General features: G+C 71.0%; 21 protein-coding genes. 11 read left to right on the top strand and 10 right to left on the bottom strand.

The window, feature by feature from the left end; all coding sequences use genetic code 11:
- Positions 1 to 38: 38 nt before the first annotated feature.
- Together ACWDRR_RS03405 and pspAA are read left to right on the top strand one after the other, a co-directional pair.
- Positions 39 to 842, top strand: a complete 804-nt coding sequence (locus ACWDRR_RS03405; RefSeq protein WP_449770480.1) for a PspA/IM30 family protein — start codon at positions 39 to 41, stop codon at positions 840 to 842.
- A 38-nt stretch (positions 843 to 880) separates the two neighbouring features.
- The gene (gene pspAA / locus ACWDRR_RS03400) at positions 881 to 1,174 is read left to right on the top strand and encodes a PspA-associated protein PspAA (RefSeq protein WP_449770479.1); all 294 of its coding nucleotides are present in this window, start codon (positions 881 to 883) and stop codon (positions 1,172 to 1,174) included.
- 73 nt (positions 1,175 to 1,247) lie between these two features.
- On the opposite strand, the gene nadA is transcribed toward pspAA, so the two are convergent.
- Positions 1,248 to 2,432 carry a quinolinate synthase NadA gene (gene nadA, locus ACWDRR_RS03395; RefSeq protein WP_449770478.1) on the bottom strand — a complete coding sequence of 395 codons (1,185 nt, stop codon included), beginning with the start codon at positions 2,430 to 2,432 and terminating at the stop codon, positions 1,248 to 1,250.
- Positions 2,433 to 2,654: 222 nt separating this feature from the next.
- On the opposite strand from nadA, the gene ACWDRR_RS03390 reads away from it, so the two are divergent.
- The 3 genes from ACWDRR_RS03390 (at position 2,655) to ACWDRR_RS03380 (ending at position 5,794) form a co-directional block, all read left to right on the top strand.
- Positions 2,655 to 3,578 (top strand): NADP-dependent oxidoreductase, encoded by a 924-nt coding sequence (locus tag ACWDRR_RS03390; protein ID WP_449770477.1) that lies wholly within the window; start codon positions 2,655 to 2,657, stop codon positions 3,576 to 3,578.
- A gap of 142 nt (positions 3,579 to 3,720) precedes the next feature.
- Positions 3,721 to 4,185 carry an Lrp/AsnC family transcriptional regulator gene (locus ACWDRR_RS03385; RefSeq protein ID WP_449770476.1) on the top strand — a complete coding sequence of 155 codons (465 nt, stop codon included), beginning with the start codon at positions 3,721 to 3,723 and terminating at the stop codon, positions 4,183 to 4,185.
- 241 nt (positions 4,186 to 4,426) lie between these two features.
- A complete protein-coding gene (locus ACWDRR_RS03380; protein WP_449770475.1) occupies positions 4,427 to 5,794 on the top strand; it encodes a pyridoxal phosphate-dependent decarboxylase family protein in 1,368 nt (455 codons plus the stop codon).
- Between the two features lie 223 nt (positions 5,795 to 6,017).
- On the opposite strand, the gene ACWDRR_RS03375 is transcribed toward ACWDRR_RS03380, so the two are convergent.
- Positions 6,018 to 6,887, bottom strand: coding sequence for an N-acetyltransferase family protein (locus ACWDRR_RS03375; protein ID WP_449770474.1), 870 nt, complete (start codon positions 6,885 to 6,887; stop codon positions 6,018 to 6,020).
- 246 nt (positions 6,888 to 7,133) lie between these two features.
- On the opposite strand from ACWDRR_RS03375, the gene erpA reads away from it, so the two are divergent.
- Positions 7,134 to 7,487 (top strand): iron-sulfur cluster insertion protein ErpA, encoded by a 354-nt coding sequence (erpA, locus tag ACWDRR_RS03370; protein WP_329487322.1) that lies wholly within the window; start codon positions 7,134 to 7,136, stop codon positions 7,485 to 7,487.
- Positions 7,488 to 7,566: 79 nt separating this feature from the next.
- On the opposite strand, the gene ACWDRR_RS03365 is transcribed toward erpA, so the two are convergent.
- Together ACWDRR_RS03365 and ACWDRR_RS03360 are read right to left on the bottom strand one after the other, a co-directional pair.
- Entirely contained in the window at positions 7,567 to 8,286 is a 720-nt protein-coding gene (locus ACWDRR_RS03365) for a hypothetical protein (RefSeq protein ID WP_449770473.1), read from the bottom strand.
- 115 nt (positions 8,287 to 8,401) lie between these two features.
- Complete coding sequence (locus ACWDRR_RS03360) at positions 8,402 to 8,620, bottom strand: hypothetical protein (RefSeq protein WP_449770472.1); 219 nt, start codon at positions 8,618 to 8,620, stop codon at positions 8,402 to 8,404.
- A 251-nt stretch (positions 8,621 to 8,871) separates the two neighbouring features.
- Here ACWDRR_RS03360 and ACWDRR_RS03355 point away from each other — a divergent pair, with 251 nt between their 5' ends.
- The gene (locus ACWDRR_RS03355) at positions 8,872 to 9,849 is read left to right on the top strand and encodes a carbohydrate kinase family protein (protein ID WP_449770471.1); all 978 of its coding nucleotides are present in this window, start codon (positions 8,872 to 8,874) and stop codon (positions 9,847 to 9,849) included.
- Between the two features lie 18 nt (positions 9,850 to 9,867).
- On the opposite strand, the gene ACWDRR_RS03350 is transcribed toward ACWDRR_RS03355, so the two are convergent.
- Positions 9,868 to 11,289 (bottom strand): aminotransferase class V-fold PLP-dependent enzyme, encoded by a 1,422-nt coding sequence (locus ACWDRR_RS03350; protein ID WP_449770470.1) that lies wholly within the window; start codon positions 11,287 to 11,289, stop codon positions 9,868 to 9,870.
- Positions 11,290 to 11,651: 362 nt separating this feature from the next.
- On the opposite strand from ACWDRR_RS03350, the gene ctaC reads away from it, so the two are divergent.
- From ctaC to ACWDRR_RS03330, 4 genes are all read left to right on the top strand, one after another.
- On the top strand, positions 11,652 to 12,506 hold the full coding sequence (gene ctaC / locus ACWDRR_RS03345; RefSeq protein WP_449770469.1) for an aa3-type cytochrome oxidase subunit II: 855 nt from the start codon (positions 11,652 to 11,654) through the stop codon (positions 12,504 to 12,506).
- Positions 12,503 to 14,278, top strand: a complete 1,776-nt coding sequence (ctaD, locus tag ACWDRR_RS03340) for an aa3-type cytochrome oxidase subunit I (RefSeq protein WP_449770468.1) — start codon at positions 12,503 to 12,505, stop codon at positions 14,276 to 14,278. Before ctaC ends, ctaD begins: the two co-directional genes overlap by 4 nt.
- On the top strand, positions 14,278 to 14,694 hold the full coding sequence (locus ACWDRR_RS03335) for a cytochrome c oxidase subunit 4 (RefSeq protein ID WP_449770467.1): 417 nt from the start codon (positions 14,278 to 14,280) through the stop codon (positions 14,692 to 14,694). Before ctaD ends, ACWDRR_RS03335 begins: the two co-directional genes overlap by 1 nt.
- A 167-nt stretch (positions 14,695 to 14,861) precedes the next feature.
- A complete protein-coding gene (locus ACWDRR_RS03330; protein ID WP_449770466.1) occupies positions 14,862 to 16,124 on the top strand; it encodes an Ig-like domain-containing protein in 1,263 nt (420 codons plus the stop codon).
- A 29-nt stretch (positions 16,125 to 16,153) separates the two neighbouring features.
- On the opposite strand, the gene ACWDRR_RS03325 is transcribed toward ACWDRR_RS03330, so the two are convergent.
- The 5 genes from ACWDRR_RS03325 to ctaE all read right to left on the bottom strand — a co-directional run bounded on the left by ACWDRR_RS03325 (position 16,154) and on the right by ctaE (position 20,987).
- Positions 16,154 to 16,537, bottom strand: a complete 384-nt coding sequence (locus ACWDRR_RS03325) for a GntR family transcriptional regulator (RefSeq protein WP_449770465.1) — start codon at positions 16,535 to 16,537, stop codon at positions 16,154 to 16,156.
- 107 nt (positions 16,538 to 16,644) lie between these two features.
- On the bottom strand, positions 16,645 to 18,306 hold the full coding sequence (gene qcrB, locus ACWDRR_RS03320; RefSeq protein ID WP_449770464.1) for a cytochrome bc1 complex cytochrome b subunit: 1,662 nt from the start codon (positions 18,304 to 18,306) through the stop codon (positions 16,645 to 16,647).
- Positions 18,303 to 19,373, bottom strand: coding sequence for a cytochrome bc1 complex Rieske iron-sulfur subunit (qcrA, locus tag ACWDRR_RS03315; RefSeq protein ID WP_449770463.1), 1,071 nt, complete (start codon positions 19,371 to 19,373; stop codon positions 18,303 to 18,305). Before qcrA ends, qcrB begins: the two co-directional genes overlap by 4 nt.
- Positions 19,370 to 20,179 carry a cytochrome bc1 complex diheme cytochrome c subunit gene (gene qcrC / locus ACWDRR_RS03310; RefSeq protein ID WP_449770462.1) on the bottom strand — a complete coding sequence of 270 codons (810 nt, stop codon included), beginning with the start codon at positions 20,177 to 20,179 and terminating at the stop codon, positions 19,370 to 19,372. The genes qcrA and qcrC overlap by 4 nt, the downstream gene beginning before the upstream one ends.
- Before the next feature lie 187 nt (positions 20,180 to 20,366).
- Positions 20,367 to 20,987 (bottom strand): aa3-type cytochrome oxidase subunit III, encoded by a 621-nt coding sequence (gene ctaE / locus ACWDRR_RS03305; protein ID WP_073923280.1) that lies wholly within the window; start codon positions 20,985 to 20,987, stop codon positions 20,367 to 20,369.
- Positions 20,988 to 21,012: the final 25 nt, after the last annotated feature.

Here is a 21,012-nt window from a genome sequence, read left to right as displayed (position 1 = left end):
TAGAGACCGCAGGCCGGAGAAGGGGGCACCCGAGGCCCATGAGCGACGGAATCATGAAGCGTATGGGGTTGATCTTCCGCTCCAAGGCGAACAAGGCCTTGGACCGGGCGGAGGATCCCCGTGAGACGCTCGACTACTCGTACCAGAAGCAGCTCGAGCTGCTGCAGAAGGTACGTCGCGGCGTCGCGGACGTGGCCACCTCGCGCAAGCGCCTGGAGCTCCAGCTGACCCAGCTGCAGCAGCAGTCCGCCAAGTACGAGGACCAGGGCCGCAAGGCGCTCTCGCTCGGTCGGGAGGACCTCGCGCGCGAGGCCCTGACCCGCAAGGCGAACATGCAGTCCCAGATCACCGACCTGGAGGTGCAGTACCAGCAGCTCCAGGCGGAGGAGGAGAAGCTCACGCTCGCCTCCCAGCGGCTGCAGGCCAAGGTCGACGCCTTCCGCACCAAGAAGGAGACGATCAAGGCCACCTACACCGCGGCCCAGGCGCAGACCCGGATCGCCGAGTCCTTCTCCGGCATCTCGGAGGAGATGGGCGACGTCGGTCTGGCGATCCAGCGGGCCGAGGACAAGACCGCCCAGATGCAGGCCCGCGCGGGTGCGATCGACGAGCTGCTGGCCTCCGGCGCGCTCGACGACGCCAGCGGGCTCGGCCGCAAGGACGACATCGAGGCGGAGCTGGAGCGGGTCGCCGGTGGCTCGGACGTCGAGCTGGAGCTGGCCCGGATGAAGGCCGAGCTGACGGGCGGCTCTCCCGCCTCCGGTCCGCAGGCCATCGAGCCGGGCAAGGGGCAGCCGCAGGACGCCCAGCCGGACAACCCGCGGATCAACTACAACAAGTGACCTGAGCTTCACCCCACTGAACCAGGGAGACGCACGGCATGATCATGAGGGTCATGGGCGAGGGCCAGTTCGAGGTGGGCGACACCCATCTGAACCGGCTGAACAAGCTCGACGACGAGCTTCTCGCCGCACTGGAGTCGGGGGACGAAGAGCATTTCCGTCGAGCGCTCGGGGAGCTGCTGGGCGCCGTCAAGGAGTTCGGCACCCCGCTGCCGGACGCCTCCTTGGAGCCCTCCGACCTGATCCTCCCGGATGCCGATGCGACGATCGACCAGGTTCGGCAGCTGCTGCGGGCCGAGGGTGACGGCCTGATCCCCGGGTACCCCGAGTAGCCGCCGTCTCACGCCAGACGAAAGGGCGGGCTCCTCCCTCACGGAGGAGCCCGCCCTTCGGCGTGCGGCGGGGCTACGGCAGGGCCAGCATCCGGTCCAGCGCCGCCTTGGCGTACTTCTCGGTCTCCGGGTCGACCCGGATCACGTTCGGCACCCGGCCCTCGACCAGCGACTCCAGCGCCCAGACCAGGTGCGGCAGGTCGATCCGGTTCATCGTGGAGCAGAAGCAGACCGCCCGGTCCAGGAAGACGACCTCCTTGTCCGGGTGCGCCTTGGCGAGGCGGCGGACGAGGTTCAGCTCGGTGCCGATGGCCCACTTGGAGCCGGGCTCGGCGGCGTCCAGCGCCTTGATGATGTACTCGGTCGAGCCCACCATGTCGGCGGCCGCGACGACCTCGTGCTTGCACTCGGGGTGCACCAGCACGGTGACGCCCGGAATGCGCTCGCGGACGTCGTTGACCGAGTCCAGCGAGAACCGGCCGTGCACCGAGCAGTGGCCGCGCCAGAGGATCATCTTGGCGTTCCGCAGCTGCTCGACGGTCAGGCCGCCGTTCGGCTTGTGCGGGTTGTAGAGCACGCAGTCGTCCAGCGAGAGGCCCATCTCGCGCACCGCGGTGTTGCGGCCCAGGTGCTGGTCCGGCAGGAAGAGCACCTTCTGCCCCTGCTCGAAGGCCCACTCCAGGGCCCGCTGGGCGTTGGAGGAGGTGCAGATGGTGCCGCCGTGCTTGCCGGTGAAGGCCTTGATGTCGGCGGAGGAGTTCATGTACGAGACCGGGACGGTGACGTCGGCTATGCCGGCGTCGGTCAGGACGTCCCAGCACTCGGCGACCTGCTCGGCGGTGGCCATGTCGGCCATCGAACAGCCGGCCGCGAGGTCCGGCAGGACGACCTGCTGGGCGTCGCCGGTGAGGATGTCCGCGGACTCGGCCATGAAGTGCACGCCGCAGAAGACGATGTACTCGGCCTCCGGGCGGGCGGCCGCGTCGCGCGCGAGCTTGAAGGAGTCGCCGGTGACGTCGGCGAACTCGATCACCTCGTCGCGCTGGTAGTGGTGGCCGAGGATGAAGACGCGGTCCCCGAGTGCCTCCTTGGCGGCCCGGGCGCGGGCGACCAGGTCCGGGTCGGAGGCGGCGGGAAGGTCGCCGGGGCACTCGACGCCGCGCTCGCTGTTCGGGTCGGCCTCACGGCCGAGCAGCAGCAGAGCGAGCGGCGTCGGAGTGGGGTCGACGCCGTAGGTCTCGGTGATGGTGGTGGTCACGGGCGGGTGCCCTTCTGTGCGGCCGATCAGTCGGTGCAGCCTTCTCGTCTATCTGACGTTATCTATGATAACCGCTTAGCGTCAGACTGACGATGGCCATCCTGTCGATGTGACGAGAACCGCTTGCCGCTTCGGGCCCGTTCGGCGGCGCCCGGAGCACGATATGGCCTGGTCCGGCGTGGCCGAACCGCTATCCGGGCCCGGCCGGGTTTGGCTGGGTCCATGAAGGCAATCGCGATCCGCCGCTACGGCGGCCCCGAGGTGGTCGAGTACCTCGACCTGCCGGACCCCAAGGTCGGGCCGGACTCGGTTCTGGTGGAGGTCAGGGCGGCCGGGGTGAACCCGGTGGACTGGAGGGTCCGGGAGGGGAGCCTGGACGGCCTGCTGGACGCCCACTTCCCGCTGGTGATGGGCTGGGACGCGGCCGGGGTGGTCCGGGCGGTCGGCGGCGGGGTGACCGAGTTCGCCCCCGGCGACGAGGTCTACGGCTACGTGCGCAAGGACTCCGTCGAGCACGGGACCTACGCCGAGCTGGTCTCCGCACCCGTCCGCACCCTGGCCCGCAGGCCCGCGGCCCTGGACTGGGCGCAGAGCGGCGGCCTGCCGCTGGCCGGGCTCACCGCCCTGCAGGGCCTGAAGGCGCTGCGGGTGGGGGCGGGCGACACCGTGCTGGTGCACGCCGCCGCGGGCGGCGTCGGCCACCTGGCGGTGCAGATCGCCAGGGCCCGCGGCGCCCGGGTGATCGGCACCGCGGGCGAGCGCAACCACGCCTACCTGCGCGGCCTCGGCGCCGAGCCGGTCGCCCACGGCGAGGGCCTGGCCGAGCGGGTCCGGGCGCTGGCGCCCGACGGGGTGGACGCCGCCCTCGACCTCGTCGGCGGCGGGGCCGTCGACGTCTCGGCCGCCCTGGTCGCGGACCCGTCCCGGATCGCCTCCGTCACGGACTACCGGGTGAAGGCGCTCGGCGGCCACTACGTCTGGGTCCGCCCCGACGCCGCCGGGCTGGCCGAGCTGGCCGCGCTCGCCGACGACGGCCGGCTCACCGTCACCGTCGCCTCCACCTTCCCGCTCGCGCAGGCCGGCTCCGCCCAGGCGCTCAGCGCCGAGGGCCGCACCCGGGGGAAGATCGTCCTCCTGGTCGACTGAGACCGGTGGACCGGGAACGGACCGCTGCCCGTCATCTGTCAGCGGTGGACTCGGTCCTGTCATCCGCCAGAATGGTGCAGAACCGTTTCGGCGTCCGCCGCCCCCGCCGATCCCCCCGTACGACCCGTGGAGCCCCGCACCGATGACCAGCAGTCGAGCACACGAGACGGTCGGGGCAGTCCTCGACGAGACCGACCGTCTCCTGCTCGCCCGGCTGGGCAGCGACGGCCGGGCCTCGTACGCCGAGATCGGCCTCCAGGTGAACCTCTCCGCCACCGCCGTCCGCCGCCGGATCGACCGGCTGCGGGCGCGCGGGGTGGTCCGCGGCTTCACCGTCGTCCTCGACCCCTCGGTGCTCGGCTGGCAGACCGAGGCCTTCGTCGAGGTCTACTGCCGCGAGCGGACCGCCCCCGAGGAGATCCTGGCGAGCCTGCGCCAGTTCCCCGAGGTGGTCGCCGCCTGGACGGTCACCGGCGACCCCGACGCCCTGGTCCATCTGCGGGCCGCCGACATGCGGCACCTGGAGGCCGTGATCGAGCGCATCCGGCGGGAGCCCGGTGTCCAGCGCAGCCGCTCCTCCGTCGTGCTCTCCCAGCTCATCGGCTGACCCGAACGGTCCAGTCCGGCCCCGCGGGGCGCCGCCCCGGCCCCCGTGCGGGCCCGCCCCGGGGCGGGCGCAGGAATCCTGCGCACGCCCCGGCGAAGACGCTCGAAACCTGCCTGACCAGCCGCGTTCGGACGCGCGGCGAAGGCACTGCGCTGCCTAGGCTGATCACAACCGGCGGAGCGGTGAGACGTCCCGCGCCGCCGGCCCTCCCCCCGACACCCCACAGCCGAGAGGGACCCCCGTGTCCGCAGCCCCCGACCGCATGCACCGGCCCGACAACGAGCTGGTCGACCTGGTATTCGACTACATGCGGGAGCGGCTGCAGTACGACCCCGTCCCGCTCGACCACCCCGGCGACGGCGAGCACCTGCGCACCCAGCTGGCCGGCCTGCTCAACCCGGACGGCAACAACCCGGCCGACGTGCTGAAGCTCTACGACCACGAGCTCTCCCGCGCGGTGATCTCCGCCGACAGCCCGCGCTACCTGTCGTTCATCCCCTGCGCGCCGACCAAGGCCGCGCTGCTCTTCGACATGGTCGTCTCCTGCGCCTCCCTCCAGGGCATCTCCTGGCTGGAGGCGGCCGGCGCCATCGCCGCCGAGAACCAGGTGCTGCGTCTGATCGCGGACCGGGCCGGAATGCCCGAGTCGGCCGGCGGCACCTTCGTCTCCGGCGGTTCGGCCGGCAACCTCTCCGCCCTGGTGGTCGCCCGGGACACCGCCCGCCGCAGACTGGGCGTCGGCCCGGAGGCCCGGCTGCGGATAGCCGTCGCCGACCAGGTGCACTCCTCGGTCAAGAACACCTTCAACATCATCGGCGTGGAGGCCTTCAAGGTCCCCACCGTCGACCGCCGCTTCACCGGCGAGGCACTGCGGGCCGCCTTGGCCGCCGACCCGAACCCGGAGACGGTGATCGCCGTCGTCGGCACGGCCGGCACCACCAACGAGGGCATCATCGACGACCTCCAGGGCCTCTCCGAGGTGGCCCGCGAGCGCGACCTCTGGTTCCACGTGGACGGCGCCTACGGCGGCGCGGGCCTCTTCGCCCCCTCCGTCCGGGCCCGCTACAACGGCATCGAGCACGCCGACTCCTTCGTGGTGGACCCGCACAAGTGGCTGTTCGCCCCGTTCGACTGCGCCGCGCTGATCTACCGCAACCCGCAGCTCGCCCGCGCCGTGCACACCCAGGACGCCTCCTACCTGGACGTCCTGCACACCGAGGGCGACGAGTGGAACCCCACCGACTACGCCTACCACCTGACCCGGCGCGCCCGCGGCCTGCCGCTCTGGTTCTCGCTGGCCGTGCACGGCACCCAGGCCTACACCGACGCCATCGAGACCGGCCTCACCCTGGCCCGCGACACGGCCCAGCTGATCCGCGACACCGAGCAGCTGGAGCTGCTGTTCGACCCGCAGCTCTCCGCGGTCTGCTTCCGCCGCAAGGGCTGGACCAACGACGACTACTACCGCTGGTCGCAGCAGCTGCTCGCGGACCAGATCGGCTTCGTCACCCCGACCGGCTGGGACGGCGAGACGGTCGCCCGCTTCGCCTTCCTGCACCCGGGCACGACCATGGAGATGGTCCGGGAGATCCTGGACACGATGATCTAGGGCCCCTTCGCCGCCGGGGCGCTCGACCCGGTGCCGACGGTCGGCGCTCCAACGCCCTCGTACCTCGGGCGTCCTCGCTGTCTCCCTCTCGGCACCGGCGCGCCCCTTCGGCTCAGGGGCGAACCCCGGTGGGGGCCGGGGCGCTCCGGCCCGGTGCTGCGGGCGGCCGCCGCTGTGCTTGTCGAAACCCCCCGCCGGGTGTGCCCGGCGGGGGTTTCGCCGTCTACAGCAGGGCGCCGCTGGGCAGGTACGGCGTCGGCGGGCGCATCCCGCGCAGGCCGAGGTAGCCCCGGGTGCGCGGGCTCAGGCCCACCTCCAGGCCGACGTCCAGCGCCCACTCCTGCTCGGCCGTCAGGTGGTCCACCCGCGCCTCCACCCCGTCCGGCACCCGCGCCAGCGCCTCCCGCAGCAGCCGGACGGCGATCCGCTTCGAGGTCGCGGCCAGCAGCTTCACCTCGCCGCCGTCCCGGTAGCAGTAGCCGCTGCCGGCCAGCGCGTCGGCGATCAGCAGTTCCTCGCAGTGGGCCAGCATCAGCTCGTGGTCCGGCCCGTGCGCGGCGCCGCGCAGCCGCCGGTCCACCGAGTCCAGCAGGTGCCGGTGGGTGGCGTTGCCCGGGTGCACCGGGATGTCCCCGGGGTCGAGCAGCCCGGCCCGGTCCACCCGCCCGGTCAGCGTCATCGCCGGGTGCAGGGTGAACCCGGCCAGCCGGTAGCGCCGGGCGGCCGCCGGGGACGGCGGGACGCAGAGCATCCCGCGCAGGCAGCCGCGCCCGTACGCGGCGGCCCGCTCCAGCAGGAGCCGCCCGAGGCCCTGGCCCTGTGCCTCGGGCCGCACCACGAGCAGCGCCAGGATCCACAGGCCCTCGCGGCGCAGCGACAGCACCGCACCGACCGGTTCGCCGTCGCTCTCGGCCAGCCAGCAGCCCTGCCGGTCGGTGCGGACGAGGTGCCTGATCCGGGCCAGCCGGTGCACCGGCGGCGGGTCCTGCGCGGCCGTGCCGGGGGATTCGGCGAGCGGGGCGAACGAGGCGCGGGCGATGTGCTGGACGGCCTCCGCGTCGGCGGCGGTGTCCTGGACCAGGCGCAGGATCATGGCCACCATCCTGGCCGCCGCGGTGCCCGCACGGGGCCGGTTCGGCCGGATCGGCGGTCGGGGCGGTGTCCGAGCCGCGCGGGTTGTGCGAGCATGGGGAGCGTAGGGGAGCGGGTGTCACACCCGGCCCACGAAAACATTCCGCCGCCGAAAGCCGCCGAAATTACACCGCCGTCCGGGAAATGAATCCGGGCGGCCGTTGGTTGGCACTGGCGGCAGACCGTCGTCAAGACCGGGAGAAAGCAGATGACCGTCCAGGACGAGACCACCGTCGAGAGTGGCATCCTCCTTACCGATGCCGCCGCGGCCAAGGTCAAGGGCCTGCTGGAGCAGGAGGGCCGCGACGACCTTGCGCTGCGCGTCGCCGTCCAGCCCGGTGGTTGCTCCGGCCTGCGTTACCAGCTGTTCTTCGACGAGCGCTCGCTCGACGGCGACGTGCTCAAGGACTTCAACGGTGTCAAGGTCGTCACCGACCGGATGAGCGCCCCGTACCTCGGCGGCGCCACCGTCGACTTCGTGGACACCATCGAGAAGCAGGGCTTCACGATCGACAACCCGAACGCCACCGGCTCCTGCGCCTGCGGCGACTCGTTCAGCTAGTCGGCAGACGGCGAAGGCGGCTCCGGATCCTCCGGGGCCGCCTTCGCCGTTCTCCGTGGCAGTCCTACTGCCCGCTGACCTACTGCCCGCTGATCTCCGGGCCGGCCGGGTCCGGGCCGACGTGCGGGTCGCTCTCCAGCGGCACCGGCTGGCCGGTCGCGAGGTCGGTCACCGCCCGGCCCGTCAGCGGCTGCTTCAGTTCGGCGGTCACGGTCTGCCGCTTGGCCAGCTCGGCGCAGGACTGCCCGGCCGGCATCGGCGCCGCCACCGTGACCCGGACGTCCACCCGCCCGGGCTTGGACTCGTCCACCTTCAGCGCGTACTTCTCGCAGATCCCGCCGTAGAACCAGACCGTCAGCTTGGTGGCGTCCACCCGGTAGGTGATCGCGGGGTGGACCGGTCCGTTCGGCGCCGGCTCGCCGACCGCGATGCCCGGGGGAGTGGGCGCCGGCGTCGGTGTCCGCGCCGGGCCCGTGGGGGTGGCGGGGCGGGGATCGGGGGTGCTCGCCGACGGATCGACCGGCGGGGTCGACACCGGTGGCGAGGCCGTCGCGGAGTCCGTCGGCGCGGCCGCGGAGGTCGGGGCGCCGGGGGAGGCCGTCGCGCTCGCCGTCGGCTGCGCCGAGCCGGACGCCGAGTCCGCGGCCGTCTTGCCGTCGCCGTCCCCGCAGCCCGCCACCGCGGTGGCCGCCAGCAGCAGCCCCGCCAGGGCCGCCGCCCGCCGTCCGCGCGGCCGGCCGGCCCGTGCTCCACCGGCCCGTGCTCCACCGGTGGGCCGGGGCATCGTCTCCAGATCCATCTGAACATCCTCCCGAGGGCTCAGCGGCACCGCCTCGACGGCCGCACCGCGCGGATGTGACGTGCCTCGGTCGAATCCGGTTCCCGCTCGCCCCCCGGGCCGCCCCGGGCGGGGATCACATGCCGTACTCGGCCATGCCCGCGACCAGCCGCTGCGCCCCGGAGGGGACGGTGAAGCCGACCCGGGCGGGGGCGCTGGGCTCGGGGCCGGTCGCCAGCAGCGGCCAGAACCGGCGCAGCTGCCGGGAGGAGTCCACCAGCGCGTCCAGGGTCTCGCCGTCGGCGTCGCCCAGCAGGGCGGGCGGAACACGCAGCGGGTGGTGACTTGGCATCATCGGGCATCGCTCCGATCCACGGTGCCGCGGCCGCACTGCCACGGCTCGGTCAGGGGCCGGTCCGGCCCCTGCCAGCGACCCTAGGCCGCCCGTCCGGCCCCCACCAGAGCTACCCGGGGGTAGTACACGTTCGACGGTGGCCGGTGCCAATACAGGCGGTCTTGCTGTCGCCCGGCCCCCGCCCGGTACCGTAGGTGGGTTCCGCCCCTTGCTTTCCTGTGGCCACTGCCGCCCTCCTGAGGAGACTTCCCGTGCGTATCGCCGTCGCCGGTTCGATCGCGACCGACCACCTGATGACGTTCCCCGGTCGGTTCTCCGACCAGCTCGTCGCCGAGCAGCTGCACACCGTGTCGCTGTCCTTCCTGGTCGACACCCTCGACATCCGTCGCGGCGGTGTCGCGCCGAACATCGCGTTCGGCATGGGGGTGCTCGGCCTGAACCCGATCCTGGTCGGCGCCGCCGGCGCGGACTTCGGCGAGTACCGCAGCTGGCTGGAGCGCAACAACGTGGACTGCCGGTCGGTCCACATCTCCGAGACCCGCCACACCGCGCGCTTCATGTGCACCACGGACGAGGACCACAACCAGATCGCGTCGTTCTACACCGGCGCCATGGCCGAGGCCCGCAACATCGAGCTCAAGCCGATCGCCGACCGCGTCGGCGGCCTGGACCTGGTCCTGATCGGCGCCGACGACCCGCAGGGCATGGTCCGCCACACCCAGGAGTGCCGGACCCGCGGCTACGCCTTCGCCGCCGACCCGTCCCAGCAGCTGGCCCGCCTGGACGGCGAGGACATCCGCGAGATCGTCGACGGCGCCGCGTACCTGTTCACCAACGAGTACGAGGCCGCGCTGATCGAGACCAAGACCGGCTGGGACGCCGAGGAGATCCTGACCCGGGTGGGCACCCGGGTCACCACCCTCGGCAGCAAGGGCGTGCGGATCGACCGCAAGGGCGAGCCCCCGGTGGTGGTCGGCTGCGCGCCCGAGGAGGCCAAGGTCGACCCGACCGGCGTCGGCGACGCCTTCCGGGCCGGCTTCCTGGCCGGTCTCTCCTGGGAGCTGGACCTGGAGCGCTCGGCCCAGCTCGGCTGCATGCTCGCCACCCTGGTGATCGAGACCGTCGGCACCCAGGAGTACGAGCTGCGCCCGCTCGCCTTCCTGCAGCGCTTCGAGGCCGCCTACGGCGCCGAGGCCGCGGCCGACGTCCGGGCGCACCTGGTCAAGTAGTCCGCCCGGCGCACCCGCTCAGGCGGTGCGCCGCACCAGGTAGGCCGAGCCCCGGTCGCCGCCGAAGTCGGCGGCCGGGGCCTCGCCCAGGTACTCCTGGCCGCGCATGCCGCACCAGGCCGGGATGTCCAGCCGGGCCGCCTCGTCGTCGGCCAGCACCGCGACCGTCCCGCCGGCCGGCACCTCGCCGATCCGCTTGGCGAGCTCGATCACCGGCAGCGGGCACCGCTTGCCCAGGGCGTCGATCACCAGGGCGTCGACCGCCGGGGAGCGCCCGCCCGCCGGCTCCCGCGCCGGCTCCGGCAGCGACAGGTCCAGCCCGAGCGGGGCACGGACCCGGGCCACCACCTCCGGCAGCACCGCGAGGAACCGCTCGACGTCGGCCTCGGCCGCGCCGAACGGCAGCGAGACCCGGACGTTGCCCTCGGTGAGCACGCCCATCGCGGCCAGCACATGGCTCGGCGTCAGGGTGGAGGAAGTGCAGGACGAACCGGAGGAGACGGCGAAGCCGGCCCGGTCCAGCTCGGTCAGCAGCACCTCGCCGTCGACGTACAGGCAGGAGAAGGTGACGAGGTGCGGCAGCCGGCGCACCGGGTCGCCGACCACCTCCACCTCGGGCACCGACCGCGGCACCCGGGCCCGGATCCGCTCGACCAGGGCGTGCAGCCGGGCGTTCTCCCGCTCGGCCTCGGCCCGCACCGCCCGGAGCGAGGCGGCCGCGGCCACGATCGCCGGGACGTTGACGAAGCCCGGCACCCGGCCGCCCTCGCGCTCGTCGGCCGGCAGCGGCGAGGAGTACCGGACGCCCTTGCGCACCGCCAGGACGCCGACCCCGGCCGGTCCGCCCCACTTGTGCGCACTGGCCGTCAGCAGCGACCAGCCGCCCGGGACGTCCATCCGCCCGGCGCTCTGCGCGGCGTCCACCAGCAGCGGGACGTCACCGCGGAGCCCGGCCACCTCGGCCACCGGCTGCACGGTGCCCACCTCGTGGTTGGCCGACTGCAGCACGGCCAGCGCGGTGTCCGGCCGCAGCGCCGCGGCGAACTCCTGCGCGTCGACCCGCCCGTACCGGTCGACCGGTACCGCGGTGACCTCGCCGCCGGACGCGACGCCGTGCCGCTCGGCGGTGTGCAGCACGCTGGAGTGCTCGACCGCGGAGTGCACCAGGTGCGCGCCCCGGCGGCGGTGGCCCGCCAGCGCGCCGAGCATGCCCAACTGGACGGCCTGCGTCCCGCCGGCGGTGAAGGAGATCTCGTCGGCCCGGGCGCCGAGCACCTCGGCGACCGTCTCGCGGGCGGCGTCCAGCAGCATCCGGGCCTGCCGCCCGGCGCGGTAGAGCCGCGCGGGGTCGGCCCACCCCTCGTCCAGGGCGGCGGTCAGTGCCTGCCGCGCGACGGGGTGGAGCGGGGCCGTGGACGCCACATCGAAGTACACGGTCACATTTAACGACACTCCCGGGCGTGTTCCGGCCTCCCGCCGCCCCTCACCGGCCGTCAGTCGATCAACCCGAATGTCCGATTCGTCCGCGTCCGACGAACCGTCACCCACGTTGTCCGAGCTCATCCCCCGATCGGGCGTACGGACCTCTAATGCCTACGATGACCTGCGGCGCAGCCCTTGCGGGGCCTGATCGGGCGACCGGGCGGCGCGTTACCGGGACCTGCCCGTCAGCAGCGCATAAGGCTGGAGTAGGGTTTGGCCCGCATAAGCATTCAAACCGTGCCCGTGGACGGGTCGCCGGGGAGGCTCACAAACCTCCGCGGGGCGACGCGAAGGCGGGCGAGACTTCGGGAAGGCGCTACGTGAGTCCCAACGGCTCCGACCGCTCGCCGCGGCGCACGATGCGGCGGAAGCTGCCTCAGGCGCTGGCACTGGGCCTCGTCATCGCGACCGCCACCGGCTGCTCGGCCAACGACCTCCCCAGGCTTGGCCTCCCGAGCCCCGTCACCGAGGAAGGGCCGCTGGTCCTCCACATGTGGCAGGGGTCCTGGATCGCGGCGCTGGTGGTCGGCGTACTGATGTGGGGTCTGATCATCTGGAGCGTGATCTTCCACCGGCGCAGCCGCACCGGTGTGCAGATCCCTCCGCAGACCCGGTACAACGTGCCCATCGAGGCGCTCTACACCGCGGTCCCCATCATCATCGTGTCGGTTCTCTTCTACTTCGTCGCCCGCGACGAGTCGAGGCTGATCTCCGTCTCCGAGAAGCCGCAGCACACGGTCAACGTGGTCGGCTTCCAGTGGAGCTGGGCGTTCAACTACGAGAACACCGAGAACCCCGACCCGGCCAACAAGGACGCCGCGTACGAGGTGGGCACCCCCAAGGAGGCGCCGACCCTGTACCTGCCGGTCAACGAGTCGGTCCAGTTCCGGCTCACCTCGCGTGACGTCATCCACGACTTCTGGCCCATCAACTTCCTGATGAAGATGGACGTCGTGCCGGGCGTGGTGAACAAGTTCGAGGTCACCCCGACCGTCAAGGGCGAGTACAAGGGGAAGTGCGCCGAGCTCTGCGGCGTCGACCACTCGCGCATGCTCTTCAACGTGAAGGTCGTCGACCGCGCCGAGTACGACAAGCACCTGGCGGAGCTCCGGGCCAAGGGCCAGACCGGCGCGGTGCCCTCCGGCATCACGACCATGGGAAGTGAAGAGAAGTGACCATCCTCAACGAGCCCGCCGCGGCCGGCGGGGGCGCCGGGGCCGTCACGGTCGGGGCGCAGCGGACCCGGAAGCCGGGTTCGACCATCATCAAGTGGCTGACCACCACTGACCACAAGACGATCGGCACGCTCTACCTGGGCACGTCGTTCGCCTTCTTCCTGATCGGTGGCATCCTCGCCCTGGTCATGCGCGCCGAGCTGGCTCGTCCCGGGACCCAGATCCTGTCGAACGAGCAGTTCAACCAGGCGTTCACGATGCACGGCACGATCATGCTCCTGATGTTCGCGACGCCGCTCTTCGCCGGCTTCGCGAACTGGATCATGCCGCTCCAGATCGGCGCCCCGGACGTGGCGTTCCCGCGTCTGAACATGTTCGCGTACTGGCTGTACCTGTTCGGCTCGACCATCGCGGTGGCCGGCTTCGTCACCCCGCAGGGTGCGGCCGACTTCGGCTGGTTCGCCTACTCCCCGCTGTCGGACGCCGTCCGCTCGCCGGGCATCGGCGCCGACATGTGGATCATGGGCCTGGCCTTCTCCGGCTTCGGCACCATCCTCGGTGCGGTCAACTTCATCACCACGATCATCTGCATGCGCGCGCCCGGCATGACGATGTTCCGGATGTCGATCTTCGTCTGGAACGTCCTGCTGACCGCCGTGCTGGTCCTGCTGGCCTTCCCGGTCCTGGCCGCCGCGCTGTTCGCCCTGGAGGCGGACCGCAAATTCGGGGCACACGTCTTCGATCCGGCCAACGGTGGAGCGCTGCTCTGGCAGCACCTCTTCTGGTTCTTCGGCCACCCCGAGGTGTACATCATCGCGCTGCCGTTCTTCGGCATCGTGTCGGAGATCATCCCGGTCTTCAGCCGCAAGCCGATGTTCGGCTACTCCGGCCTGATCGCGGCCACCATCGCGATCGCCGGTCTGTCCGTGACGGTGTGGGCCCACCACATGTACGTCACCGGGCAGGTGCTGCTGCCGTTCTTCTCCTTCATGACCTTCCTGATCGCGGTCCCGACCGGTGTGAAGTTCTTCAACTGGGTCGGCACCATGTGGAAGGGCTCGCTGAGCTTCGAGACCCCGATGCTCTGGACGGTCGGCTTCCTGGTCACCTTCCTCTTCGGCGGTCTGACGGGCGTGCTGCTCGCCTCCCCGCCGATCGACTTCCACGTCTCGGACTCGTACTTCGTCGTCGCCCACTTCCACTACGTGGTCTTCGGCACCGTCGTCTTCGCGATGTTCGCCGGCTTCCACTTCTGGTGGCCGAAGATGACCGGCAAGATGCTGGACGAGCGCCTCGGCAAGATGACCTTCTGGACGCTCTTCATCGGCTTCCACACCACCTTCCTGGTGCAGCACTGGCTCGGCGCGGAGGGCATGCCCCGCCGCTACGCCGACTACCTGGCCTCGGACGGCTTCACCACGCTGAACACCGTCTCGACCATCGGCTCGTTCCTGCTCGGCCTGTCGATCCTGCCGTTCCTCTACAACGTCTGGAAGACGGCCAAGTACGGCGAGAAGGTCGAGGTGGACGACCCGTGGGGCTACGGCCGCTCGCTGGAGTGGGCGACCTCCTGCCCGCCGCCGCGGCACAACTTCCTCACGCTGCCCCGGATCCGCTCCGAATCCCCGGCCTTCGACCTCCACCACCCGGAGATCGCGGCGCTGGACTACCTGGAGAACCACGGTGAGCCGGCCAAGCACCTCGCCGGTGTGACCCCGGCCAAGTACGACGTCCCGCAGCTGGGCAAGGGCAAGAAGGAAGGCGACGCCTGATGAAGGAACAGGGCAAGATCTTCCTGGGCCTCGCGGTCTTCACGCTCGCGATGGCGATCACCTACGGCGTCTGGACCAACCACTCCGACCTCGGGGTGGAGGCCGCCGGTACCACCGCGCTGTTCCTGGCGTTCGCCCTCTGCGCCTTCATCGGGTACTACCTCGCCTTCACCGCCCGCCGGGTGGACAGTGGCGCGGGTGACAACCCCGAGGCCGAGGTCGCGGACGACTCCGGCGAGCTGGGCTTCTTCGCCCCGCACAGCTGGCAGCCGCTCTCGCTGGCGATCGGTGGCGCGCTCGCCTTCATGGGCGTGATCTTCGGTTGGTGGCTGCTCTACTGGTCGATCCCGATCATCCTGATCGGCCTGTTCGGCTGGGTCTTCGAGTTCTACCGGGGCGAGAACCAGAACCAGTAGGCCTCCCCCTCGCACAGGGCCGGGCATCCCGCACGGGATGCCCGGCCCTTTTGCGTCCCCGGAGTGACGGCCTCACCCCCCTGGTCCAACGGGGGGTCGCTCGGATGTCGCTCTTCCGCTCTCCGTTCCTACGATCTGATCAATCGTGCGACCCCTCGGAGGCGGTCATGGCCGACAGGCGCGGTATCGCAGGTATCGGCAGCATCTCGCTGGCTCTCGCAGTGCTGGCTCCGCTGGCCGCCTGCTCGTCCGGAAGTGAGGACGACGCCTCGGGCGCCGTCCATCGGGTCGACGCGGCCCCACTGGTCCACATCTCGGCCGAGGGAACGGTGGATCCGTCCCAGCCCGTCACGGTGACCGCCGTCCCGGGCAGCCGGCTCACCGATGTCACGGTGGTCGGCCCGGACGGCCGGGTGGTGGCCGGAGAGCTCGCGGCGGACCAGCTCAGCTGGCGGACCACCGGGCGGCTGAAGGCGGCCACCGCCTACAGCGTCAGGATCGCCGCCGACGACGGCAAGGGCGGTCGCGGCGACACCACCGCCGCCTTCAGCACCCTGGCCGGACAGCGGCTGCTCACCGCCAAGCTCGGCCCGGACTCCTCCGGCACCGGCCTCTACGGGGTCGGCCAGCCGCTCACCGTCCAGCTCTCCGAGGCGGTGAAGGACCCGCAGGCCCGCCAGGAGGTCGAGCGCGCCCTGGCCGTCACCTCGCAGCCCGCCGTCACCGGTGGCTGGTACTGGGTGGACGACAAGAACCTGCACTTCCGGCCGGAGAACTACTGGCCGACGGGTACCACCGTCAGCCTCGTCTTCGACGGCACCGGCAGCCGGATCGCGGACGGCCTCTACGGCGGCGACCGCGCCGCGCTGTCCCTGCGGATCGGGGAGCGGGTGGAGTCGGTGGTGGACGCCGCCAGCCACGAGCTGACCCTGACCCGCGACGGCGAGGTGGTCCGGACCATACCGGTGACCACCGGCAAGCCCGGCTTCGACACCCGCAACGGCGTCAAGGTGGTGCTCGGCCAGGAGCGCCAGGTGCGGATGAGCGGCGAGACGATCGGCATAGCCGCCGGCAGCTCGGAGGCCTACGACCTCAACGTCGAGTGGGCCACCCGGGTGACCTGGAGCGGCGAGTACGTGCACGCCGCCCCCTGGTCGGTGGGCTCGCAGGGCGTGGCGAACGTCAGCCACGGCTGTACCGGCATGAGCACCGAGAACGCGAAGTGGTTCTACCAGAACACCCGGGTCGGGGACCTGGTCACGGTGGTCAACAGCCACGGTTCGAGCATGGAGCCGTTCGGCAACGGCTTCGGGGACTGGAACATCGCCTGGACCGACTGGGTCAAGCACAGCGCCCTCGGACAGCCCCTCAGCACCACGGCGCCGGCCTCCCGGGCCCCCGCCACCGGGATGATCCGCCCGGAGATCTGACGGCCCTCCCGGCCCCCGCCGGGGCCCGCTCAGTCCTCCTGGCCGGGCCCCCGGTGGGCCAGCCGCAGCGCGGTCGCCACGGCCGCCAGGGCGTCCGCCGCCGGCACCCCGAGCCGCCGGACCCGCTCGGCGTACTCGGTGGCCGCGGCGGCGGCCAGCCGGTGTGCGGTGTCGCCGGTGGCGGCGATCAGGGTGCCGCGCCGGCCGTGCGTCTCCACCACACCGTCCGCCTCCAGCTCGCGGTAGGCCCGCGCCACCGTCCCGGCGGCCAGCCCGAGCCGCTCGGCCAGGGCCCGGACGGTGGGCAGCCGCAGCCCGGTCGGAAGTGCGCCGGTGCGGGCCTGCTCGGCGATCTGCTCCCGGATCTGCTCGTACGGGGGAGTGGCGGCGGCGGGGTCGACGGACAGCTCCACGAGGGCTCCTGACGGTGGGACGTGCGGACGGGGAAAGCCCGAGGGCCGCCGACCAGGAAGAACTCTGGTCAGCGGCCCTCGGGTGTGACGCGGGGGTGCGTACGGGATCAGTGGTGGCCGTGGCCGCTGGTGATCTCGTGGTGCTCCTCGGCGGTCGGCTTGGGGATCCGGCTGCCTTCGCCGTAGAAGCCGCGGGAGAGCTTCGCCCGGGTGCGGGTGAGCAGCCCGGCCTTGGAGGCCACGCCGTTCTCGTCCGTCTCGGCCGGCAGCTCGAACACGGGCGGCTGCTCGTGCGAGGTGAGCTTGTGCAGGTCGGCCTGCGGCAGCTGGGCGTGCACCTCGACGAACTCGCCGTGCGGCAGGCGCTTGATGACGCCCGTCTCGCGGCCGTGCAGCACCTTCTCCTTGTCGCGGCGCTGGAGGCCGAGGCACCAGCGCTTGGTCGCGATGAAGGTCAGCACCGGCACCACGAAGAAGCCCACGCGGACGAAGTACGTGATGTCGTTGATCGACAGGTGCAGGTGGGTGGCGAACAGGTCGTTGCCACCGCCGACCAGCAGCACCAGGTACAGGCTGATCCAGGCGGCACCCAGCGCGGTGCGGACCGGGGCGTTGCGCGGGCGGTCCAGGATGTGGTGCTCGCGCTTGTCGCCGGTGACCCAGGACTCGATGAACGGGTAGACCGCGATCGCGACCAGGACCAGCGGGAAGATCATCAGCGGGACGAACACACCCAGGTTCAGGGTGTGGCCCCACAGACCGATCTCCCAGCCCGGCATGACGCGGATCAGGCCCTCGGAGAAGCCCATGTACCAGTCCGGCTGGGCGTCCGTGGACACCTGGTCGGGGCGGTAGGGGCCGTACGCCCAGATCGGGTTGATCGTGGCGATCGCCGAGATGGCGGCGATGAGACCGAAGACCAGGAAGAAGAAGCCACCGGCCTTGGCCATGTAGACCGGCATCAGCGGCATGCCGACGACGTTCTTCTCGGTCTTGCCCGGGCCCGCCCACTGGGTGTGCTTGTGGTAGAAGACCAGGATCAGGTGCGCGACCAGCAGGCCGAGCATGATGCCGGGGATCAGCAGCACGTGGATGGTGAAGAACCGCGGCACGATGTCGTGGCCGGGGAACTCGCCGCCGAACAGGAACATCTGGATGTAGGTGCCCACCAGCGGGACGGCGAGGATCGCGCCTTCCATGAAGCGGATACCGGTACCGGAGAGCAGGTCGTCGGGCAGCGAGTAGCCGAAGAAGCCGTCGAACATGCCCAGGACCAGCAGCAGGAAGCCGAAGACCCAGTTGATCTCACGCGGCTTGCGGAACGCGCCGGTGAAGAACACGCGCATCATGTGCACGAGCATCGCGGCCACGAAGACCAGCGCGGCCCAGTGGTGGATCTGGCGGACCAGCAGACCGCCGCGGACCTCGAAGCTGATGTCCACCGTCGACGCGTACGCCTCGGACATCGGGATGCCCTTGAGCGGGACGTACGAGCCGTCGTAGATGACCTCGCCCATGCTGGGCTTGAAGAAGAGCGTCAGGTAGACGCCCGTCAGGATGATGATGACGAAGGTGTAGAGGCAGATCTCGCCCAGCATGAAGGACCAGTGGTCCGGGAAGATCTTCCGCAGGTTGGCCTTGGCGAGGGAGTAGATCCCCAGCCGGCCGTCCGTCCAGTCAGCAGCCTGCTCCCACTTGTTGGCGGGCTTGGCACGCGTGCTGCCGGCGGGCTTGGCGGCACCGGAGGTGGTGCTGCTCGCGCTACTCATCGAGCACGCTCCCAGTAGCTCGGGCCGACGGGCTCGTCGAAGTCGCCGGTGGCGACCAGGAAGCCCTTCTCGTCAGTGGTGATCTTCAGCTGCGGCAGCGGGTGGCCGGCCGGGCCGAAGATGACGCGCGCGCCGTCCGCCAGGTCGAAGGTCGACTGGTGGCAGGGGCAGAGCGCGTGGTGGGTCTGCTGCTCGTACAGGCTGATCGGGCAGCCGACGTGGGTGCAGATCTTGGAGTAGGCGAGGATGCCCTCGAAGCCCTTCTCCCGGGACTCGGTGTCCTTGATGTCCTCCGGCGCGATGCGCACCAGCATCAGGGCGTCCTTGGCGATCTGCTGCTGGAAGTCCTCGTCGTGCGTGCTCAGACCCTCCGGCATGGCGAAGGTCAGCGAGCCGACGATGAGGTCTTCGGCCTTCATCGGCTGGTTGGTGTTCATGTTGATGAGCTGCAGCGGCTTGGCGTCGGTGGCCTCGCGCCAGCCGGTGTGCGCCAGCTTGTCCTCGGGCAGCGGCCCGAGGTCGCGCAGCAGCACCACGCCGGAGAGCGGCACCAGCGCCATCGAACCGATGAGGGTGTTGCGGATCATCTTGCGGCGGCCGAAGCCGGACTCGGCGGCGCCGGTCCTGAACTGCTCGATGACGTCCGCGCGGACCTCGTCGTCGGCCTCGATCGGGTGACGCTCGGCCGGGATCTCGTGGTCCGACATCAGGGTGCGGGCCCAGTGGACCGCGCCCGCGCCGATGCAGAACAGCGCGACGCCGAGCGTCATCCCCAGCGCGAAGTTCAGCGCGCTGATGTGGCCCAGCGGCCAGATGAAGACGATCTTGTCCGGGTCGATGGCCACGTAGGAGGCGATGAAGCCCACGGTGGCGAGCATCGAGACCACGAACATCAGCGAGACCTGACGCTCGGCCCGCTTGGCGGCCCGCTCGTCGATGTCGGTGCGACGCGGTTCGTGGGCCGGCAGGCCCGGGTCGGCGAACGGATCGCCGTGGGCGGCCACCTCGTGGTGCCCGGCGGAGCCGTGCGACTCCGGGAGCTTCTCTTCTGACATGTCCTGGCTCATGACTTCTTGGCCTTGGTGGTGTGGGCGGCGACCCAGATCGCGACCGCGATGAGCGCGCCGAGACCGAAGATCCAGCCGAACAGGCCCTCGGTCACCGGACCGAGGCTGCCGAGCGTGAGACCGCCGGGGTTGGGCTCATCGTTGGTGGTGTGGCGGACGAAGGCCACGATCTGCTTCTTCTGCTCCTCGGGCATGGTGGTGTCCGGGAAGGACGGCATGTTCTGCGGGCCGGTCTGCATGGCCTCGTAGATGTGCTTGGCGTCCACACCCTCCAGCGACGGGGCGTACTTGCCCTTGGTCAGGGCACCGCCCTGACCGGCGAAGTTGTGGCACTGGGCGCAGTTGGTGCGGAACAGCTCGCCACCCTTGGACAGGTCCTCGGGGTTGGTCGAGGTGTACTGCTCCTCGGTCGGGATCACCGGGCCGGGGCCGAGCGAAGCCACGAAGGCGGCGAGCTGGTCGATCTCCGCCTGCGAGTAGATGTTCTTCTTGCTCGGGACCTGGGCGCCGGGCTGCTGGGCCGGCATGCGGCCGGTGCCGACCTGGAAGTCGACCGCGGCGGAGCCGACGCCGACCAGGCTGGGGCCGTCGCTGCTGCCCTGGCCGTTCAGGCCGTGGCAGGAGGAGCAGCCCACGGCGAAGAGCTTCTTGCCCTCATCGATCGCGAGCGACTGCGCGGCGACGTCGGCCTGCGCCTTGTCGGCGGGCGCGAACGCGGCGTACAGCCCCCCGGTTGCCGCCAGGGCGAGAAGTAGGACGACCAGCGCCGCCAATGGGTGGCGCCGTCGTGCGGAGAGCTTTTTCACGGAATAACCCCGGTGTCAGGATCTGGTCGACTGGTGGGTGCACCCGGCGGCCGGTCTGGCCGGCACGAGGCGGCCTGTCTAGGGCTGCGCGCGCGGTCGGTCGGTTGGGAGCGTAGGCACCGGCAAATCGGGCCGTCGCCGGTGAGGGCGGGACCCGGGGCCGGTGGCCAGCGACCTGATCAGCTGGTTACTTGATCAGGTAGATGGTCGCGAACAGGCCGATCCACACGACGTCGACGAAGTGCCAGTAGTACGACACCACGATGGCGGCGGTGGCCTGCTCGTGCGTGAAGCGCTTGGCTGCGTACGTCCGTCCGAGGACCAGCAGGAAGGCGATCAGACCACCCGTCACGTGCATACCGTGGAAGCCGGTGGTCAGGTAGAACACCGTGCCGTACGGGTCGGAGGACAGCGAGAGGCCGTCCTTCTTGACCAGCTCGGTGTACTCGAAGATCTGGCCGCCGATGAAGATCGCGCCCATCACGAAGGTGATGACGAACCACGAGCGGAGCTTCTTCACGTCCCCGCGCTCGGCAGCGAACACGCCGAGCTGGCAGGTGAGGGAGGAGAGCACCAGGATCGTGGTGTTGACCGAGGAGAAGGGCACGTTGAGGGCGTGCGCCTTCTCGCTCCAGAACTCGGCTCCCTTGACGGAGCGGAGCGTGAAGTACATCGCGAAGAGGGCCGCGAAGAACATCAACTCGGAACTGAGCCAGACGATCGTTCCGACGCTGACCATGTTCGGCCGGTTGACCGATCCGTGCGCGTGCCCGGTTTCTACTGCTGTTGCTGTCGCCACGACGGACATTATGTCGGTCCCTTATTCCGTCTTC

It is taken from the genome of Kitasatospora sp. NPDC003701, from assembly GCF_053587085.1.
This window is presented reverse-complemented; position numbering and strand designations above follow the sequence as displayed.

What these genes read in the sequence shown, in the direction of transcription:
- ACWDRR_RS03405 (WP_449770480.1), top strand. Translation starts at nt 39, where the DNA reads ATGAGCGACGGAATCATGAAGCGTATGGGGTTGATCTTCCGCTCCAAG.
- pspAA (WP_449770479.1), top strand. Translation starts at nt 881, where the DNA reads ATGATCATGAGGGTCATGGGCGAGGGCCAGTTCGAGGTGGGCGACACC.
- ACWDRR_RS03390 (WP_449770477.1), top strand. Translation starts at nt 2,655, where the DNA reads ATGAAGGCAATCGCGATCCGCCGCTACGGCGGCCCCGAGGTGGTCGAG.
- ACWDRR_RS03385 (WP_449770476.1), top strand. Translation starts at nt 3,721, where the DNA reads ATGACCAGCAGTCGAGCACACGAGACGGTCGGGGCAGTCCTCGACGAG.
- ACWDRR_RS03375 (WP_449770474.1), bottom strand. Translation starts at nt 6,887, where the DNA reads ATGATCCTGCGCCTGGTCCAGGACACCGCCGCCGACGCGGAGGCCGTC.
- erpA (WP_329487322.1), top strand. Translation starts at nt 7,134, where the DNA reads ATGACCGTCCAGGACGAGACCACCGTCGAGAGTGGCATCCTCCTTACC.
- ACWDRR_RS03365 (WP_449770473.1), bottom strand. Translation starts at nt 8,286, where the DNA reads ATGGATCTGGAGACGATGCCCCGGCCCACCGGTGGAGCACGGGCCGGT.
- ACWDRR_RS03360 (WP_449770472.1), bottom strand. Translation starts at nt 8,620, where the DNA reads ATGATGCCAAGTCACCACCCGCTGCGTGTTCCGCCCGCCCTGCTGGGC.
- ACWDRR_RS03335 (WP_449770467.1), top strand. Translation starts at nt 14,278, where the DNA reads ATGAAGGAACAGGGCAAGATCTTCCTGGGCCTCGCGGTCTTCACGCTC.
- ACWDRR_RS03330 (WP_449770466.1), top strand. Translation starts at nt 14,862, where the DNA reads ATGGCCGACAGGCGCGGTATCGCAGGTATCGGCAGCATCTCGCTGGCT.
- qcrB (WP_449770464.1), bottom strand. Translation starts at nt 18,306, where the DNA reads ATGAGTAGCGCGAGCAGCACCACCTCCGGTGCCGCCAAGCCCGCCGGC.
- qcrA (WP_449770463.1), bottom strand. Translation starts at nt 19,373, where the DNA reads ATGAGCCAGGACATGTCAGAAGAGAAGCTCCCGGAGTCGCACGGCTCC.
- ctaE (WP_073923280.1), bottom strand. Translation starts at nt 20,987, where the DNA reads ATGTCCGTCGTGGCGACAGCAACAGCAGTAGAAACCGGGCACGCGCAC.